The sequence below is a fragment of the Pseudomonas sp. 9.3L genome (assembly GCF_058536285.1).
Genome location: NZ_JBZUBK010000001.1, coordinates 3,756,399 through 3,773,479, shown reverse-complemented (window position 1 = coordinate 3,773,479; position 17,081 = coordinate 3,756,399). Strand labels below are relative to the sequence as shown.

At 59.9% G+C, this 17,081-nt stretch carries 14 protein-coding genes; 5 read left to right on the top strand and 9 right to left on the bottom strand.

Annotation, left to right across the window (positions count from 1 at the left end):
* Positions 1-79: 79 nt before the first annotated feature.
* Positions 80-1,333: a serine hydroxymethyltransferase gene (gene glyA, locus AC4LE2_RS17435; RefSeq protein WP_491826947.1), complete on the bottom strand. Its 1,254-nt coding sequence runs from the start codon at positions 1,331-1,333 to the stop codon at positions 80-82.
* A 157-nt stretch (positions 1,334-1,490) separates the two neighbouring features.
* On the bottom strand, positions 1,491-5,309 hold the full coding sequence (locus AC4LE2_RS17430) for a sensor domain-containing protein (protein WP_491826946.1): 3,819 nt from the start codon (positions 5,307-5,309) through the stop codon (positions 1,491-1,493).
* A gap of 256 nt (positions 5,310-5,565) precedes the next feature.
* Here AC4LE2_RS17430 and ettA point away from each other — a divergent pair, with 256 nt between their 5' ends.
* Positions 5,566-7,230 (top strand): energy-dependent translational throttle protein EttA, encoded by a 1,665-nt coding sequence (ettA, locus tag AC4LE2_RS17425; protein WP_491826945.1) that lies wholly within the window; start codon positions 5,566-5,568, stop codon positions 7,228-7,230.
* A gap of 59 nt (positions 7,231-7,289) precedes the next feature.
* Here the strand turns inward: ettA and AC4LE2_RS17420 are convergent, their stop codons facing one another.
* From AC4LE2_RS17420 to AC4LE2_RS17405, 4 genes are all read right to left on the bottom strand, one after another.
* On the bottom strand, positions 7,290-7,790 hold the full coding sequence (locus tag AC4LE2_RS17420; RefSeq protein WP_491826944.1) for a GreA/GreB family elongation factor: 501 nt from the start codon (positions 7,788-7,790) through the stop codon (positions 7,290-7,292).
* Positions 7,791-7,872: 82 nt separating this feature from the next.
* Entirely contained in the window at positions 7,873-8,229 is a 357-nt protein-coding gene (locus AC4LE2_RS17415) for a hypothetical protein (RefSeq protein ID WP_491826943.1), read from the bottom strand.
* Between the two features lie 95 nt (positions 8,230-8,324).
* Entirely contained in the window at positions 8,325-10,178 is a 1,854-nt protein-coding gene (locus AC4LE2_RS17410; RefSeq protein WP_491826942.1) for an Lnb N-terminal periplasmic domain-containing protein, read from the bottom strand.
* Between the two features lie 66 nt (positions 10,179-10,244).
* On the bottom strand, positions 10,245-10,733 hold the full coding sequence (locus AC4LE2_RS17405; RefSeq protein WP_491826941.1) for a DUF3015 domain-containing protein: 489 nt from the start codon (positions 10,731-10,733) through the stop codon (positions 10,245-10,247).
* A 235-nt stretch (positions 10,734-10,968) separates the two neighbouring features.
* On the opposite strand from AC4LE2_RS17405, the gene AC4LE2_RS17400 reads away from it, so the two are divergent.
* The 4 genes from AC4LE2_RS17400 (at position 10,969) to bamJ (ending at position 15,102) form a co-directional block, all read left to right on the top strand.
* Positions 10,969-13,410 carry a Lon protease family protein gene (locus AC4LE2_RS17400; protein ID WP_491826940.1) on the top strand — a complete coding sequence of 814 codons (2,442 nt, stop codon included), beginning with the start codon at positions 10,969-10,971 and terminating at the stop codon, positions 13,408-13,410.
* A gap of 116 nt (positions 13,411-13,526) precedes the next feature.
* Complete coding sequence (locus AC4LE2_RS17395) at positions 13,527-13,844, top strand: PA4575 family protein (protein WP_491826939.1); 318 nt, start codon at positions 13,527-13,529, stop codon at positions 13,842-13,844.
* A 90-nt stretch (positions 13,845-13,934) separates the two neighbouring features.
* Positions 13,935-14,423 carry a TIGR00645 family protein gene (locus AC4LE2_RS17390; RefSeq protein WP_491826938.1) on the top strand — a complete coding sequence of 163 codons (489 nt, stop codon included), beginning with the start codon at positions 13,935-13,937 and terminating at the stop codon, positions 14,421-14,423.
* Between the two features lie 61 nt (positions 14,424-14,484).
* Positions 14,485-15,102 carry a BamJ family beta-barrel-assembly machinery protein gene (gene bamJ / locus AC4LE2_RS17385; protein ID WP_491826937.1) on the top strand — a complete coding sequence of 206 codons (618 nt, stop codon included), beginning with the start codon at positions 14,485-14,487 and terminating at the stop codon, positions 15,100-15,102.
* Between the two features lie 51 nt (positions 15,103-15,153).
* Here the strand turns inward: bamJ and AC4LE2_RS17380 are convergent, their stop codons facing one another.
* From AC4LE2_RS17380 to AC4LE2_RS17370, 3 genes are all read right to left on the bottom strand, one after another.
* Entirely contained in the window at positions 15,154-15,396 is a 243-nt protein-coding gene (locus tag AC4LE2_RS17380; RefSeq protein WP_491826936.1) for a PA4570 family protein, read from the bottom strand.
* A 75-nt stretch (positions 15,397-15,471) separates the two neighbouring features.
* Positions 15,472-15,810 carry a zinc ribbon domain-containing protein YjdM gene (locus AC4LE2_RS17375; protein WP_491826935.1) on the bottom strand — a complete coding sequence of 113 codons (339 nt, stop codon included), beginning with the start codon at positions 15,808-15,810 and terminating at the stop codon, positions 15,472-15,474.
* Positions 15,811-15,892: 82 nt separating this feature from the next.
* Positions 15,893-16,861, bottom strand: a complete 969-nt coding sequence (locus tag AC4LE2_RS17370) for a polyprenyl synthetase family protein (RefSeq protein WP_491826934.1) — start codon at positions 16,859-16,861, stop codon at positions 15,893-15,895.
* Between the last annotated feature and the right edge of the window lie 220 nt (positions 16,862-17,081).

Here is a 17,081-nt window from a genome sequence, read left to right as displayed (position 1 = left end):
TGTACCTAAGAATTGGGAAACATTACACAGGTTATAAAAAAGCCCGGCAGTTAAACTACCGGGCTTTTACCAATGACGCTTACTTGCCGTATACAGGCAGACGGGTGCAAATGGCTTGGACTTTACCACGCACTTGCTCAATGACAGCTTCGTTGTTCAGGTCTGCCAGGATGTCACAGATCCAGTCGGCCAATTCTCGGCAGTCTGCCTCGTTGAAGCCACGGGTGGTCACTGCCGGTGTGCCGAAGCGCAGGCCAGAGGTCACGAACGGGGAGCGTGGGTCGTTAGGTACCGAGTTCTTGTTCACGGTGATATGCGCACGGCCCAAGGCGGCGTCGGCGTCTTTACCGGAGATGTCCTGCTTGATCAGCGACAGCAGGAACAGGTGGTTCTCGGTGCCACCTGACACCACGTCGAAGCCACGCTCGATAAACACGCCGGCCATGGCCTGAGCGTTTTTAACCACTTGTTGCTGGTACGCCTTGAACTCGGGTTGCAGGGCTTCCTTGAAGCACACTGCTTTGGCGGCGATCACATGCTCGAGCGGGCCACCCTGTGCACCGGGGAACACGGCCGAGTTGAGCTTTTTCTCGATCTCCGCGTTAGCACGGGCCAGGATCAGGCCGCCACGCGGGCCACGCAGGGTTTTGTGGGTAGTGGTAGTGACCACATCCGCGAAAGGCACCGGGCTGGGGTAGACGCCAGCGGCGACCAAGCCTGCCACGTGGGCCATGTCCACGAAGAGGTAAGCACCTACTTTGTCGGCGATGGCGCGGAAGCGGGCGAAGTCCAGTACTTGCGAATACGCGGAGAAACCCGCCACGACCATCTTGGGCTTGTGTTCAACGGCCAGGCGCTCGACTTCGTCGTAATCGATCAGGCCGTTGGCGTCGATGCCATACTGCACCGCGTTGTACAGCTTGCCTGACGAAGACACGGAGGCGCCATGGGTAAGGTGCCCGCCGTGGGCCAGGCTCATGCCGAGGATGGTATCGCCCGCCTGCAGCAGTGCCAGGTAAACCGCAGCGTTGGCTTGTGAGCCTGCATGGGGCTGGACGTTGGCATAGTCAGCGCCGAACAGCGCTTTGGCACGGTCTATCGCCAGTTGCTCGACCACGTCAACGTATTCGCAACCGCCGTAGTAGCGCTTGCCTGGGTAACCTTCGGCATACTTGTTGGTCAGGACCGAACCTTGGGCTTCCATGACCGCGGGGCTGGTGTAGTTCTCCGAGGCGATCAGCTCGATGTGATCCTCCTGACGCTGGGCTTCTTGCTCCATGGCGGCAAAGAGGTCGGCATCGAACGTGGCAAGGGTCAAATCACGGCTGAACATTGGCGGTCCTCAAGGATCGGCGAAGAGAAGACGGCCATTCTACTAGATTGCGCCGAGCACCGCATATGAAGGCCAATCATGCGCCAGATCAAGGGCGGTCATGCTATGCGTGGGAGCCAACGACAGTTGGCGAATGGTTGGATTTTTACGCATCCGCTCACTCAAGCATGAACAGGGCATCGTTGCTGAACTGGGCCCCGAAGCGGTTCGCAGGCATAGGGCGCCCGAACAAGTAGCCTTGTACTTCGTCGCAGCCATGTTCGCGCAGGAACTCCAGTTGTTCGAGCGTCTCGACACCCTCGGCGATGACCGAGAGGTTCAGGCTGTGGGCCATCGCGATGATCGCCCTGGCGATCTGGGCGTCTTGCTCGCCTTCAGGCAAACCATCCACGAAGGTACGGTCGATCTTCAGCACATCGATGGGGAATTGCTTGAGGTAATTGAGGGATGAGTAGCCCGTACCAAAGTCATCTACGGCAATGCTTAACCCTAGCATTTTAAGGCCGTCCAGGATGTGCATGGCTTCGTTGACCTCACGCATCAGGATGCTCTCGGTGAGCTCCAACTCAAGACAGGCCGGGGGTACGCCGGTCTGGGCCAGAATACTGGCAATACGGTTACCCAACTGACCATCGGCAAACTGACGGGCTGACAGGTTTACCGACACCTTTGGCACCCTGACCCGTGCCTGATGCCAGGCCTTGAGCTGACGGCAGGCCTCGCTCAGTACCCAATCGCCTACCTCGACCACTAGCCCTAGCTCTTCCAACACCGGAATGAACTCCCCAGGCGGCACCAGGCCTCGCCGTGGGTGCCGCCAGCGCAGCAGTGCTTCCGCCCCGGTCAGGCGTTTGCCATCACCACTAAGTTGGGGCTGGTAATACAGCACGAATTCACCCTGCTCCAAGGCATGGCGCAGGTCACTTTCCAGTTCCAGGCGCTCCAGGGCGCTGGCGTTCATGTCGGCCTGGTAGAACTGGAAATTATTCTTGCCGCGCTCTTTAGCGTGGTACATGGCAGTGTCAGCGTTTTTCATCAGTTGGCTCAGCTCGTTCCCGTCCTGCGGGCTGAGCGCGATACCAATACTGGCCGTGACGAAGAATTCGCGGTTCTCGAGCACGAAGGGTGCGTGCAGATTACCAAGGATCTGCTCGGCCACATGGATGGCGCGGGTAAGCGCCGCTTCGCGGCTGATGCGCGACTGCAGCAGTAAGGTAAATTCATCCCCGCCCATGCGGGCAACGGTGTCGTCTTCAGCTACACAGGCGAGCAAGCGCTCGGCCATGTCCTTGAGCATCCGGTCGCCTGCAGCATGCCCCAGCGAGTCATTGATGGGCTTGAACCGGTCAAGGTCCAGGAACATGAGTACAACCCACGCTTTCTGCCGCTCGGCCTGTTGCAGCGCGGTAAACAACCGGTCCTGGAACAGGGTGCGGTTGGGCAGCTGGGTGAGGGCGTCATAGTAGGCAAGGCGATGAATGCGCTGCTCGCTGGCCTTGCGCTCGCTGATGTCGCTGAAGAAGCAGACATAGCTGGCCAGGTCACCCTCCTCATCGAGCACGGCAGTGATCCCTACCCAGGCGGGATAGTGCTCGCCATTACGCCGCTTGAGGCGGATCTCGCCCTCCCAACTGCCCTTGAGGCGCAATTGCTTAACCACGTAGCTCAGGTGCGCTTCCTGATGTTCGATGACAGTTAACAGTACCGGCAGTTGGTCCAGCACCTGGGGAGGTGTATAGCCAGTGACCCGGGTAAAGGCTTCGTTGACCTGAACGATGTAGCCTGCCACGTCAGTAATCAGAATGGCTGAGGTCGAGTGCTGGAATACCGTCGCGGCCATGCGCAAGTCTTTCTCGGCTCGTCGCTGCTGGCTCATGTCACGGCCTACGCCCAGCAGGCCTTCGAAACTGTCGTGCTCGTCCCAGATCAGCACAAGGCGTAGCTCGATGGGAATCTTACGGCCATCGGCACGCAGGCAATCGAGCATGAAGGTTTGGCTTTTGACCTGGCTACGCAGTTGCGCCAACAGGCCAGGGTCTCCCAGGGCAGCACGCACTTGGGCGATCAGTGCGTCCAGGCCGGTTGCCTGGCGCGGGGTGGCGATGGTGGACTTCCAGCCCTCGGTCAGGATAGTGCGCGCATCGTAGCCCAGTACGTTATGCACCGACGGGCTGACATAGTTGAGCTTGAGGCGGCTATTAGTGGAGAAAATCACGTCGCTGATGCTTTCAGCCAGCATGCGGTAACGTTGCTCGCTGTCGCGCAGCGACTGACTGGCCTCAACCTGTTCAGTTACATCCTTGGCCACCCCAATGATGCGCGTGACCCGCCGGTGGTTATCTTCGGTCAGGGTACGCTCGCGCACGTCAAAGCGGCGCCATGTGCCGTTGCGGTGCTGGAAACGCAATTGGCACAGCAGTTGCCCGGCGTAGGCTGTGTCCCTCTGATATTGGCGCAAGGTGCGGTATTGCTCGGCGTCTACCGGGTGCATCAACGCCTCCCAGAACTGATTGCCCAGCGCTTCCATTTCGCTGAGCGTATAGCCCAGGGTTAGCCCCAAGTGATGGTTGCTGTAGAGCATTTGCCGCTCTACCACGTCGGCAACATAGAGGTGGTCGGGCACCGAGCGCACCACGTCCGACCAGAACCGCTCCCGCTCCACCAGCGATAATTGAGCCTGCTTGTGTTGGGTGACATCGTTCAGGCTCAAGACCACTTCGTCCACGTCGCCGTCGTCCGGTACACGGATTTGCGCCCAGACATGGCAAGGGTGCTCGGGCGTCCCGACACTGAATTCCAACTCAACGGTAGCGGCGGAAAACAGCGCAACGATCAGTTGGAACGGCAAGCTGCCAGGCGCAAGGCCCGTGTCGTTCGTTAGTCGCGCCAACACTGTACTCTTGTCGTCTGCCCGCAAAAGGGCCAGCGCCCTCCGGTTCGCTTCTGTCAGCTGCATCGCCTCACGCAGCAGCTGATGCCGCTCAGGTTGAGCCACCAGCCACGCCTGAAGGTCTTCCATATTCTTTACGCCACCGTCCAGCAAGTGCTGGCGCAAAGGACGAAGGTCGAACACGCATAAGCCCACTCCGGCGCCTTCGAAAATATCCTGGTAGCGTCGACGTTGGGCGTGTGCGCTGCGCTGGCGCTGACGCAACCCCAGCAATACCCAGATCGGCAGCGTGATGCACCCCAGGCCAAGCACAAGTTTGCCAAGCAGGCCTGGAAGCAGCGTTGCCTGCGCGCTGCGGGGGTCGAACAAGCCCTGCAGCTGCCAGTCGCTGTTGGGCAGCGGGTAGTTTGCCTGTTCGAGGGCGTGCTCTTGCGGGGTAAGTATCGGAGACGTAGGGGCCTCGTCTGCCGAGGCCCCCTGGGGCCGTTGACGGTAAATCACCTGGTCGCCGTTGCCGGTCATCAGCCACTGAGGTTGGCCTTCACTGCCAGGGCGAGGCGTAAGCGAAGCATAAAACGAGTGGGCGAAACGGAGCAGGGTATAGCCTTGGTCGCGTGGGTCACGCAACAGCAGCCAGAGTTCACTGTAGTCCGGGCTGTTGCCGTACCAATAGCGTGCGCCACCCGCCCGCTCCAGCAACGCATCTATGGCATCGGTGAGTTCAGGCGAAATGCTTTGCCCGGGTAGTGGTTGCCCCTCGGGACCTAATTGCAGGCTACGGTAAGTGGCTTCATGAATGCCCTCGGACGCGTCGTCGATAGGCGCCAGCAACAATTGGCCAAGGCTGTGCTCAGCGAACAGCGCCATGTTCAGCTCAAGTCGGTCTGCCAGGTCGCTGCTGTGCGCTAACGCGTTTTTGCGCTGCTCGGTTTGGCTGCGTTGATAGTCATCCGTGAGCTGCCACGCCAGCAGTATGAACAATGACAGTGCCAATACGGCCAACACGCCTTTGAGCGAGCCCAGGAATACACTGCCCGTAAGCGCCTTGCGTTGGCGTAAGGGCGATGAGTGATCGAGATTACTCAAACTTAAATCCTGCGGTGTGGCTCATAGCCGCCTGTAGCCGATCGCCCGTAACACCATGGGCCTGCCTAGGGTGCTAAAAGCCTAATGGTAACAGGCGGTGCCATGCGTGGAAGGCTAGCATGTCGAGCGCCACATCACCTGCTTATCACAACGGTTGCGAGTTTGCCCTCTACCACGCATTCCGGTAGCTTTGAGGGCCTCCAAAGCGCGCCTTTATCGCTCTGCGCGCCATCATCGTTACCAGTTAGGTTTACCCATGGCCCAATACGTCTACACCATGCATCGGCTGAGCAAGGTTGTTCCGCCGAAGCGGGAAATCCTCAAAAATATTTCCCTGTCGTTTTTCCCAGGCGCCAAGATCGGTGTACTGGGGCTCAACGGTTCAGGTAAGTCCACGTTGCTACGCATCATGGCGGGGGTGGACAAAGAGTTCGATGGCGAGGCCCGGCCCATGCCTGAGCTCAATGTAGGCTACCTGCCTCAAGAGCCTGAGCTGGACCCGGCCAAGAGCGTGCGGGAAGTGGTAGAAGAGGCTGTTTCCGTGATCAAGGACGCCCAGGCCCGCCTGGACGAGGTCTACGCTGCTTACGCAGAGCCTGACGCAGACTTCGACAAGTTGGCGGCCGAGCAGGCCAAGCTAGAGTCCATCCTGCAAGCGTCCGACGGCCATAACCTTGAGCGCCAACTTGAAGTCGCCGCCGATGCATTGCGCCTGCCGCCATGGGATGCTCGCATCGAGCACCTCTCTGGCGGTGAAAAACGCCGGGTAGCGCTATGCCGGTTGCTGCTGTCAGCACCGGACATGCTCCTGCTCGACGAACCGACCAACCACCTGGACGCCGACTCCGTTGCCTGGCTTGAGCGGTTCCTGCACGATTTCCAGGGCACGGTAGTGGCGATCACCCACGACCGTTACTTCCTCGACAACGTTGCAGGCTGGATCCTTGAGCTCGACCGTGGCCAGGGCATTCCTTACGAGGGCAATTATTCCGGCTGGCTCGAAGCCAAGTCTGACCGCTTGGCTCAAGAGTCCAAGCAGCAGTCCGCTCACGAGAAAGCGCTTAAAGAAGAACTGGAGTGGGTGCGCAAGGGGGCCAAGGCTCGCCAGTCCAAGTCCAAGGCGCGTTTGCAACGCTTCGAGGAGCTGCAATCCCAGGAATTCCAGAAGCGCAGCGAAACCAACGAGATCTACATTCCCGTTGGCCCACGGCTGGGCGACAAAGTGATCGAATTCAAGAACGTCACCAAGAGCTACGGTGACCGTGTATTGATCGATAACCTCTCGTTCACCATGCCAAAGGGTGCCATCATCGGTGTGATCGGCGGCAACGGGGCTGGTAAGTCCACGCTGTTCCGCATGATCATGGGCAAAGAGCAGCCCGACTCCGGCGAAATCGACGTGGGCGATACGGTACAACTGGCCTGCGTGGACCAAAGCCGTGAAGACCTCGACGGCAGCAAGAGCGTCTTCCAGCAGATCTCGGACGGCTCCGATCAGATTCGTATCGGTAACTACGAAGTGCCTTCGCGCACCTACGTTGGCCGATTCAACTTCAAAGGCGGCGATCAGCAGAAGTTCGTAAAGGACTTGTCGGGTGGTGAGCGCGGGCGTTTGCACCTGGCCTTGACCCTCAAAGAGGGCGGTAACGTGCTGTTGCTCGACGAACCTTCCAACGACCTGGACGTAGAAACCCTGCGCTCGCTAGAAGAAGCCCTATTGGACTTCCCTGGCGCAGCCATTGTGATCTCTCACGATCGGTGGTTCCTGGACAGGGTAGCAACACACATCCTGGCCTACGAAGACGACTCGCAAATCACCTTCTTCGAAGGCAACTACACCGAGTACGAGGCCGACCGTAAGAAGCGCCTAGGCGATGCCGCTGCCCAGCCACACCGCGTGAAGTACCGCAAGTTGGCCTAAAGCCGGCGCACAGCAGCCTGGTCGGTCAAAGCCAGGCTGCACACGCGTTGTGTCAGGTGTCAGTCGGGGGTGGCGGAAATGGCCACCACTTCCAGGGTGCGGTCGCCGGCTGGGCGCCGCCATACCACTTCGTCGCCTATCTGGGTGTTCATCAATGCCCGGCCCAAGGGTGAGGCCCAATTGATTAACCCAACACCCACGTCTGCCTGATCCTCACCTACCAGGCACACTTGGTGGTGAGTGTCCTGCTCATCCACATAACTCACCCAGCTGCCAATCTGCGCTGCTTGGGTATTGGTCACAGGCGGCACGACCTTGGCCGTTTGCAGGCGTTGGTAGTAGTAGCGCAGGTCTCGCTCAAGGTCTGCCAGTGCTTGCCGGTCAGCACGCTCGCCCAAGGCGCTTTGCTCAAGGTGCAGCGAGCGGAGTTCTTCGGCGCGTGCGCGCAATTGCACAAGGCCGGATTCGGTCACGTAATTAGGGTGAGCACTGACCTGCCGCTCTACAGGTTGAGTGGCCTGGGCAGCGGCCTGGTCTTCATTCACAAATGCGCGGCTCATGGTGCAGTCTCCTTTGCGTTCCCTGGCGTGGCGTCGCAGAGGTTAGGCAAGCCAAGCGCCCAGGAGTTTCTCCAGATGCCTTTCAGCGGCCATGAAAAGCCCTTGCCCTACCGTTATCGACGTCACGTTGCCAGTCACGTTCGCGGTCGTTGACCACCTTGTCGTGAAGGCTTTGCTGGTCTTGGCTAAGGAGGGTTGCCTGGCACTGACGGAACCCATCATCCCAGCCACTGCTGTACAGCTTTTCACTCAAGTAGCGCTGTACGTTTTTGTTAAAGGTGCCGGTAATCGAGCCTGCTGCGCTGCGCCCGCTGCCGCAGCCATCCTGGTAGCCGTCGGCAAAGGCGGGCGGGTACCCCTGCTGCACTAATTGCTCATGAGCACTTTGACACCCGGCGATAGCTAACACGCCCACCACTACAGCCCAGCGCACGTCCATATTGACCACCTCATGCTCCAGGCACCACGCCTGGCATAGGTATCAGTCTAGGTTGTTTTTCATGGAGGCGATGTCAATTGTGCGTGATGGCATTGTCAGTAGTGATACCACTTCAACTCTGCCATCACTTCATTGGTTGGGCCGGCCAAGTGGCTGAAATCCCGCGTTGCGCTTACCCGCAAGCCCAGGTTGCGCGAAAGCTCCCATTGTTGGTTGAGGCTCAGCTGACGGCGTACCTCGCCGTTGATGAAATAGTCACTTGTGGCCTCCAGGCGCAGGTTACCCAGCCGGTTACGCCAGAGTATCCCGCTGTCGAACCCCATGGCCGGGCTGGCAAATGCAGAAAAATCATTGTTGTGCTCTACCCTCAGCGTACCCAAGGCGAAGCCGAGCACGTCAGGGCTTAGCTGCCAGGTGCCACCTGCGCCGCCGTTGAGGTGAGAGACCAAGACTTCGTCTCCGTGCTTGCCAAGCACCCGCTCCAGGCCACCGGTGACTTGCCATGACCACGGCTTGAGCAAAGCGGTACGCGGCGATAGGGAACGAATGGTTGCCAGGTTAAGCTGCTGCACTTGCCACTCTCCGCCCTCGTACTGGCGCACCTTCAGGCCGCCCAGTTCGATTTGCGCCCCGAGCGGGAATCCGTAGGCGTTATCGTTGAGGTCGTGATACGCCATGCGCAGGCCATATTCGGCAAAGGCGCGATCATCGCGGCTGCCAAAGCCCAGCTCCCAGGTGCGGGAGGGGTGGCCGTCTTCTGGCAGCCCAGGCCGTTCCAGGGCCAGCGGCGGCGGTGGGTTGCGGTTGATCGCCTGAAGCAAGGCGAAGCTGCGGCGGCTGCGTTGGGTGTCTCGCGCCTGGCCGGTTGCGCGATAACGATCAAGCCGATACGCGGTGTCTAGCACCAGCGCCTGGCGTGCCCGAGGTAGGGCGGAGAAATCAGGGTCGCCCACTGGGTTGGTCGCACTCGCGATACGTTGCGCCAGCGCTTGCTCCTCCGGCGACAGTGGCGCGGCCCTTGCGAGCAGCTCCCGCTCACGTGAAGGCCGGTACTCGATGTGTTCGACCAGCCCTGCGGCTTTTACGGCTTTCACCGTGTCTGTGGGGATGGCGGCTAACGGGAACTGGTCGGTCAGGTGAAGGCTTGGCCGCGCCACCTGTAGCAGCTCCAGCAAGCGATAAGAGCAGTTTTCGTCGAAGAAGAAGTAGTCGAAGCGAATCTGCTGAAGCTCCCAGACATGCTCCACCAGGCGCCCGGTTTCTTCCGGCGTAAGGCTCAGCTGGTATTCCCACAGGTCGCGGTTTTCAAGGCTTCGGTATTCCGCCAGCTTTTGCTGGTAGGGCACTAATGAAAATAACCCAGGGTAGCCGCCTGCCAGGCCTTTCCAGGCGTATAGCATGCTGTTGTCGCTGCCTTCGACATACGCCCCAAAGTTGATTGCGTAGCTGAGCAGCGCCGTTTTATCAGCCTGGGTGTCGACCTGATCGATACGCAGCAAGGTGTGCCCAAACATGGAGGAGGGGCTGTTGAGGTAAGCGGCAGGAAACACCAGCACGGCAGAGTGCGGCGAAATGTCAGAGTACCAGCGATGGAAATCGGGGCATTCCACGGCAGGCAAGTCAGTCAGCGCGAGTGTGCTGCGTAGCCAGCGCGTACGTGCCGGAAACACACACTGGGCATGGCGATTGCCGAGGCTGGCCGGCGCGTAAAGCGCTTTCAGGGTCGCGGCGAGTTCGTGTTCGGGTTGATAGCGGCCATCAGGGGCAAGGAAGAACCTGGCGTCGTCGACATAGCTGTGCCAGCCACTGAGGCGCTTGTGCTCGTAATGCATCAGCGCGACCCAGTTCGGATCAAGGGCCAGGCCGTCTAGGGTTGCTTGGGTGGGAAGCGAAGCGGCGTTGAGGGAAGTGCAGGCCAGCAAGGCCAGCCAGAGCAAGCGGGTGAGCATCCATTCCGTCCGGGCACAGGTGCGAGAGGCCCGCCCTTGTGGGGCGGGAACTGATACCGCGGGACGTTACGCCTGAGTGGCGTATTTAGCCAGGCGCGGATCGCTCTTGAGCACGTTCAGGGTGTTGCTGTGAACGTCTTCTGCGGTGACATCAGCGGTTTTGAAGATATCGCCGAAGTGCTGGTGGGTAACGGTGGAGAAATACGCACGGTCTTCAGGCTGCACGCCCAACACCACGGCGTACGTGGTCAGTGCTTCGCCGTTGCCTTTAGCCATGTCTTCGGAAAGCTCGTCCATCATGCCGTTCATGGCAATCCAGGATTTACCGCCGTAGGTCAGGGCGCCGCTAGTGTTACAACCGTTTGTGCCGGACGTCATACCGAAGGTAGCGTTACCGGAGGTACCGTTGGTGGTGGAAGCCAGGAAATGCGCCGGGGTGCCACGCTGGCCTTCGAACAGCATGTTGCCCCAGCCGCAGTCCGGGCCGCCAGGGGCCTGGGCGAATGCCTGGAGGGAAGCGACGGTAAGCAGGGAGCCAAGCAGAATCCGTTTCATAGCATTGTTCTCGCAGGTCGATCAAAATGGCCTGGGGCCCTGGAGGCACCAGGTACGTGCCCGCCGTTAGGCTGGGTACGCACCTTGGAGTTTAGGCGGTGATTACGGTTCCGTTGGCGAATGCCCCTAATTTAACTAAAAAGAACGGCGGCGCCTCCGACGCAGGTTGCGTGTCTTGCCAGCCGCGCCTTACGAGCGCCAGAATGCTTCATAGTCTGTAATCCAAGGAAGCCTGATGCCCGAATCCGCCGCCACTCGCCTGCGCCTTGCCCCTGATGCCCTGGCCCGCCCCTTCGCTGCCGAGCAGTTCCGTTTTACGAGCACTGAAGACATCGAGCCGTTCCGTGGTGTGTTGGGCCAGGAGCGCGCGGTCGAGGCCTTGCAGTTCGGTGTGGCAATGCCGCGCCCGGGCTATAACGTCTTTGTGATGGGCGAGCCGGGCACTGGACGATTTTCGTTCGCCAAGCGTTACCTCAAGACCGAGGCCAAGCGCCTGCGTGCGCCCAGCGACTGGGTGTACGTCAATAACTTCGACGAGCCGCGTAACCCCCGCGCCCTCGAAATGCCTGCCGGAAGCGCAGGCGAATTCATCACAGACATCGGCGCACTGATCGATAACCTGCTGGCGACCTTCCCTGCCGTATTTGAGCACCCCTCGTACCAGCAGAAAAAAAGCGCCATCGACCGAGCGTTCAACCAGCGCTATGACCGAGCGCTGGACGTCATCGAGCGCGCCGCGCTGGAAAAAGGCATTGCCCTGTACCGGGACAGTACCAATATTGCGTTCACCCCGATGCTTGAAGGCAAAGCCTTGGATGAAGCGGAGTTCGCCCAGTTGGCCGAGGAAGAGCGCGAGCGTTTCCACAGCGATATCGCAGTGCTTGAGGAGCGGCTCAACGAAGAGCTGGCCAGCCTGCCTCAATGGAAGCGGGAGTCGAGCAACCAACTACGCCAGCTAAACGAAGAAACCATCACCATTGCGCTGCAACCCCTGCTGGGGCCCCTCTCGGAGCGCTATTCAGAGTTCGCAGGCGTGTGTGCCTACCTACAGGCCATGCAGGTCAACCTGCTGCGTACCGTCGTAGAGCAGATCGTCGACGACCCAAAGCCCGACGCCCTCGCACGCAAGCTGCTCGAAGAGCAATACGCGCCTAATCTGGTGATGGGGCACCACGCCAGTGGGGGCGCGCCTGTGGTGTTTGAGCCGCACCCCACCTACGACAACCTGTTTGGCCGAATCGAGTACAGCACGGACCAAGGCGCGCTTTATACCAACTATCGGCAGCTGCGCTCGGGCGCGCTGCACCGGGCCAACGGCGGCTTCCTCATCCTTGAGGCGGAGAAAATGCTCGGCGAGCCCTTCGTCTGGGAAGCTCTCAAGCGGTCGCTGCAATCGCGCTGTCTGAAGATGGAGTCGCCGTTGGGCGAGTACGGCCGCCTGGCGACTGTCACCCTTACACCGCAGATGATCCCCTTGAACGTGAAGGTGGTGATCATTGGTTCGCGGCAGTTGTATTACGCCTTGCAGGACCACGATCCCGATTTCCAGGAAATGTTTCGGGTACTGGTGGACTTCGACGAAGACATTCCCATGGATGGCGATAGCCTGGAGCAGTTCGCCCAATTGCTTAAAACCCGCACCTCGGAGGAGGGTATGGCGCCGCTAAGCGCCGATGCCGTGGCGCGCCTGGCCACCTACAGCGCTCGCCTGGCAGAGCACCAAGGGCGGCTGTCGGCCAAGATTGGCGACCTCTTCCAGTTGGTCAGCGAAGCCGATTTTATCCGTCAGGTCGCCGGCGATGCCATTACCGACGCGGGGCATATCGAGCGTGCGCTCAAGGCCAAAGCGACCCGTACCGGCCGAGTCTCGGCGCGTATCCTGGACGACATGCTGGCGGGAATCGTGCTCATCGATACCACGGGCGCTGCGGTGGGCAAGTGTAATGGCCTGACCGTGCTGGCCGTGGGCGACTCGGCGTTTGGCGTGCCGGCGCGAATCTCGGCCACGGTGTACCCCGGTAGCAGCGGTATCGTGGACATTGAGCGTGAGGTCAACCTGGGTCAGCCTATCCACTCCAAGGGTGTGATGATCCTTACCGGTTACCTGGGCAGCCGTTACGCACAAGAGTTTCCCCTGGCCATCTCCGCCAGCATTGCGCTGGAACAATCCTACGGTTATGTCGACGGCGACAGTGCCTCACTAGGCGAGGCCTGCACGTTGATTTCTGCCCTGTCGCGCAAGCCGCTCAAGCAGTGTTTTGCGATCACCGGCTCGATCAACCAGTTTGGCGAAGTGCAGGCCGTAGGCGGGGTTAACGAGAAAATCGAAGGCTTTTTCCGCTTGTGCGAGGCCCGAGGGCTGACCGGCGAGCAGGGCGCAATTATTCCCAAAGCCAATGTGGCAACGCTGATGCTGGACGAGCGCGTGGTCAACGCGGTGCGCGAAGGCACCTTCCACGTGTATGCCGTAAGCCAGGCCGATGAAGCCCTCAGCCTGTTAGTGGGCGAGGACGCGGGTGAGCCGGATGCGGAGGGTAACTTCCCCGAGAGGAGTGTAAACGCGCTGGTAGTGGACCGCCTGCGGGCGATCGCGGAAGTGATCAGCGAGGAAGAATTGCGCGAAGCAGAACGCGAGCACAAGGTAGAAGCGTTGGCTGAAGTGAAGCCTTGCTCCTAACGCCCCGGTCGGCCGCCGAGCCCGCGGCCGACCACTCGGCGCAAGTGCGGCGGGGTCCGGAATTTTTCAGTTGAGTGCGGTCACACAAGGATCTACCCGTACAAGGGCCTGCTGTCATGTCTCACTCGCTTAGTCTCACCCGTCAATGCCTAGGGCTCGAAACCCGGATCGAATGCATGATTCGCCCGGTAACCGGGGACGTTGGCCACTGGACGCTGCTGTTCGCGGCGGGCATGGCAGGCGAGCAACCAACGGCCATCAAGGCGCAGGGGCCGTTTCATGATGCTCGCGAGGCTGAGTCGGTACTCGATTCCATCGTCGACAGCCTTACCCTGCACGGTTACCAACTGCGCGACGACCCTCGCATCTGGGACATTCACCTGCACGGGCAACTGCGCAAGATCAATGCCGAACGGGGTCGCCACCTCGGCTAGCCCAGGCATTTGCGGGTCACCTTCCGTAAACTGTTTTCCTACAAACGTTGGTATACTTGCGGCCGTTTGCCTGGCTATCTGTGAGTCCCAATGGAACGTTTGATTGAAAGAAGCATGTACGCCTCGCGCTGGCTTCTCGCGCCAATTTACTTAGGCCTTTCCCTAGGCTTGCTGGCCTTGGCGCTTAAGTTTTTCCAAGAAATCTTTCACGTTATTCCCAATGTGTTCGCGCTGGCCGAATCCGAGCTGATTCTGGTGCTGTTGTCGCTCATCGACATGGCACTGGTAGGCGGGCTGCTGGTGATGGTGATGATTTCGGGCTATGAGAATTTCGTGTCTCAGCTGGACATCGACGAAGGCGCCGAGAAGCTCAGTTGGCTAGGGAAAATGGACTCGACCTCCCTGAAGATGAAAGTGGCGGCATCCATCGTCGCGATTTCGTCCATTCACCTACTGCGCGTATTCATGGATGCGCAGAACATCGAGCCTCAGCACCTGATGTGGTACGTGATCATCCACATGACCTTCGTAATCTCGGCGTTCGCCATGGGGTACCTGGACAAGCTCACCAAGCACTGATGTGCTAGGCTGCACCCCTTTTGGCTTGGGCCGGTTCACCGGCCCCCGACGGAGCAGCGTAATGTCTGACCTTTCTTTCTCTACTGACGAATCACGCGTCAGCTATGGCATTGGCCGCCAGCTCGGCGATCAAATCCGTGACAATCCGCCGCCTGGCGTAAGCCTCGAAGCACTTATCGCCGGCTTGACCGATGCTTTCCACGGCACGCCCAGCCAGGTTGCCCCCGAGGCATTGAACGACGCCTTCCGTGCCATCCGTGAAGTGATGCAGGCCCAGGCTCAGGCCAAGGCTGAAGTCGCTGCAGGTGAAGGCAAGGTATTCCTTGAGGAGAACGCCAAGCGTGACGGCATCACTACTTTGCCATCAGGTTTGCAGTTCGAAGTACTGACCGCCGGTAGCGGCGAGAAGCCAACCCGCGAAAGCACTGTGCGTACTCACTACCACGGCACGCTCATCGACGGTACGGTGTTCGACAGCTCCTACGATCGGGGCCAGCCAGCTGAGTTTCCAGTGGGCGGCGTGATTGCCGGCTGGACCGAGGCCTTGCAATTGATGGGCACTGGCAGCAAATGGCGCCTGTATGTGCCAAGCGAGCTGGCCTATGGTGCTCAAGGTGTAGGCTCAATCCCGCCGCACAGCACCCTGGTGTTCGATGTAGAGTTGCTCGAAATCCTGTAATGCATCTCTGCCGCGTGTGGGGCCTTCGCGCCCTGCACACGGCTTTAGGTCTCAATGCAAGTCCGCTGCCGGGCGCAAGGCTCGTGCATAGCAAAACAGGAACAGGCTGCGCACCAGTTCTTTCTGCACCTGTGGCTCGGTTGAATAGAACCCGTCGAAATCCAACTCACCCTGGTCCCTTAGCTCGTCCAAGGCGTCCTCGTGCAGCACTGCGCATACTTCGCCCGTTTCCCGGTGCAGAATGCGCAGGAAGGGGTGAGAGCGGTCCAGCCAGGCATCGATGAAGTAGGTCACGATTATTCTCCTTAATGGGGTTCATTGAGAATAATTCGTATTCGCGATTTTGCAAAGGCCAGGGGCTACCGGCCGTCAGGCCTTTCGCACAAATTCAGACTTCAGCTTCATTGGGCCAATGCCATCCACCTTGCAATCGATGTCGTGGTCGCCTTCGCACAAGCGAATGTTACGAACCTTGGTGCCCACCTTTACCACCAGGGAAGTGCCCTTGACCTTGAGGTCCTTGATAACCGTCACGCTGTCGCCATCGTGCAGTGGGTTGCCGACCGAGTCCTTTACCACCACCGTGGCGTCTTGCGCTTCAGTGGGTGCGCCCGGTGTCCATTCATAGGCGCATTCAGGGCAGATCAATTGCCCGGCATCTTCATAGACGTATTCAGAGGCACAATGGGGGCAGGGAGGAAGTGACATCGAAGGGCTCCTTGAGGTGAAAGCAAACGCGGCTGCCGGCTTCTGTCAGACAGACGCAGGCAACCGCGCAGGTAACGCGAGATCAGTAGGTGCGGGCGACCGCGAATTGGCTGAGTTCGATCAAACCGTCACGGTACTCGCTGGGCGGCAGCGCATCCAGGCAGGCGATTGCCCGGCCGGCGAAGCCTTGGGCCATCTGCGCGGTGTAGGCCAGCGCGCCTGAGGCGTCTACGGCTTCGCGGATACGCTCAAGGTCTTCGATGCCACCCTTTTGAATGGCCTGGCGCACAAGGGCAGCCTGCTCGGGCGTGCCTTCGCGCATGGTGTAGATCAACGGCAGCGTAGGCTTGCCTTCGGCCAGGTCGTCACCCACGTTCTTGCCCAGGGTTTCGGCGTCACCTTTATAGTCCAGCAGGTCGTCTACGAGCTGGAACGCAACGCCCAGGTGGTCGCCGAATTGACGCAGGGCTTCGCGAGCCTGATCGCTGGCGCCGGCCAATGCCGCCGCGCTGTGGGTCGAGGCCTCGAACAACATGGCCGTTTTGCCGCGAATGACTTCCATGTAAGTTTCTTCGCTGGTGCTGGCATCGCGCACCTTGGACAGCTGCAGCACTTCGCCTTCGGCAATGATGCGGGTCGCTTGCGACAGGATCTTCATGACTGGCATCGAGCCTAGCTCGACCATCATTTCGAAGGACCGTGAATAAAGGAAGTCGCCTACCAGTACGCTTGGGGCATTCCCCCACATGGCATTGGCGGTGGAACGGCCACGGCGCATGCCGGACATGTCAACCACGTCGTCGTGCAGCAGCGTAGCGGTGTGCAAAAACTCGATGGTTGCGGCCAATAGCCGCAGGCTTTCACCCTCGTAGCCCAGGGCCTTGCCCCCTAGCAGCACCAGCAATGGGCGAAGGCGCTTGCCCCCAGCAGAGATGATGTAGTCGCCGATCTTCGATACCAGCGGCACCCGCGAGGTAAGCTGCTGCTTGATGATCTCGTCGACGGCAGTGAAATCTTCCGCCACCGCACGATAAAAGGCTTGGGGTTGCATCAGCGGCTAACGCTCCATAAAGGTTGCGCGGCATGCTAGGTGGCAGGTTCCGGCCTGTCAAGGCAAAGGCCCCGCGTACGGAAGGCCGGCAACCGCCAACAGTGGAGCCGGCACGTTCGAGGCCTTGCGTGGCCGGCGCACGTTGCGTACAATCGCGCACCCTGAACTTCTTGGGCATCACCTGCCTTACGCAATTGCAGAGTGGGTTTCCCGCCCACTG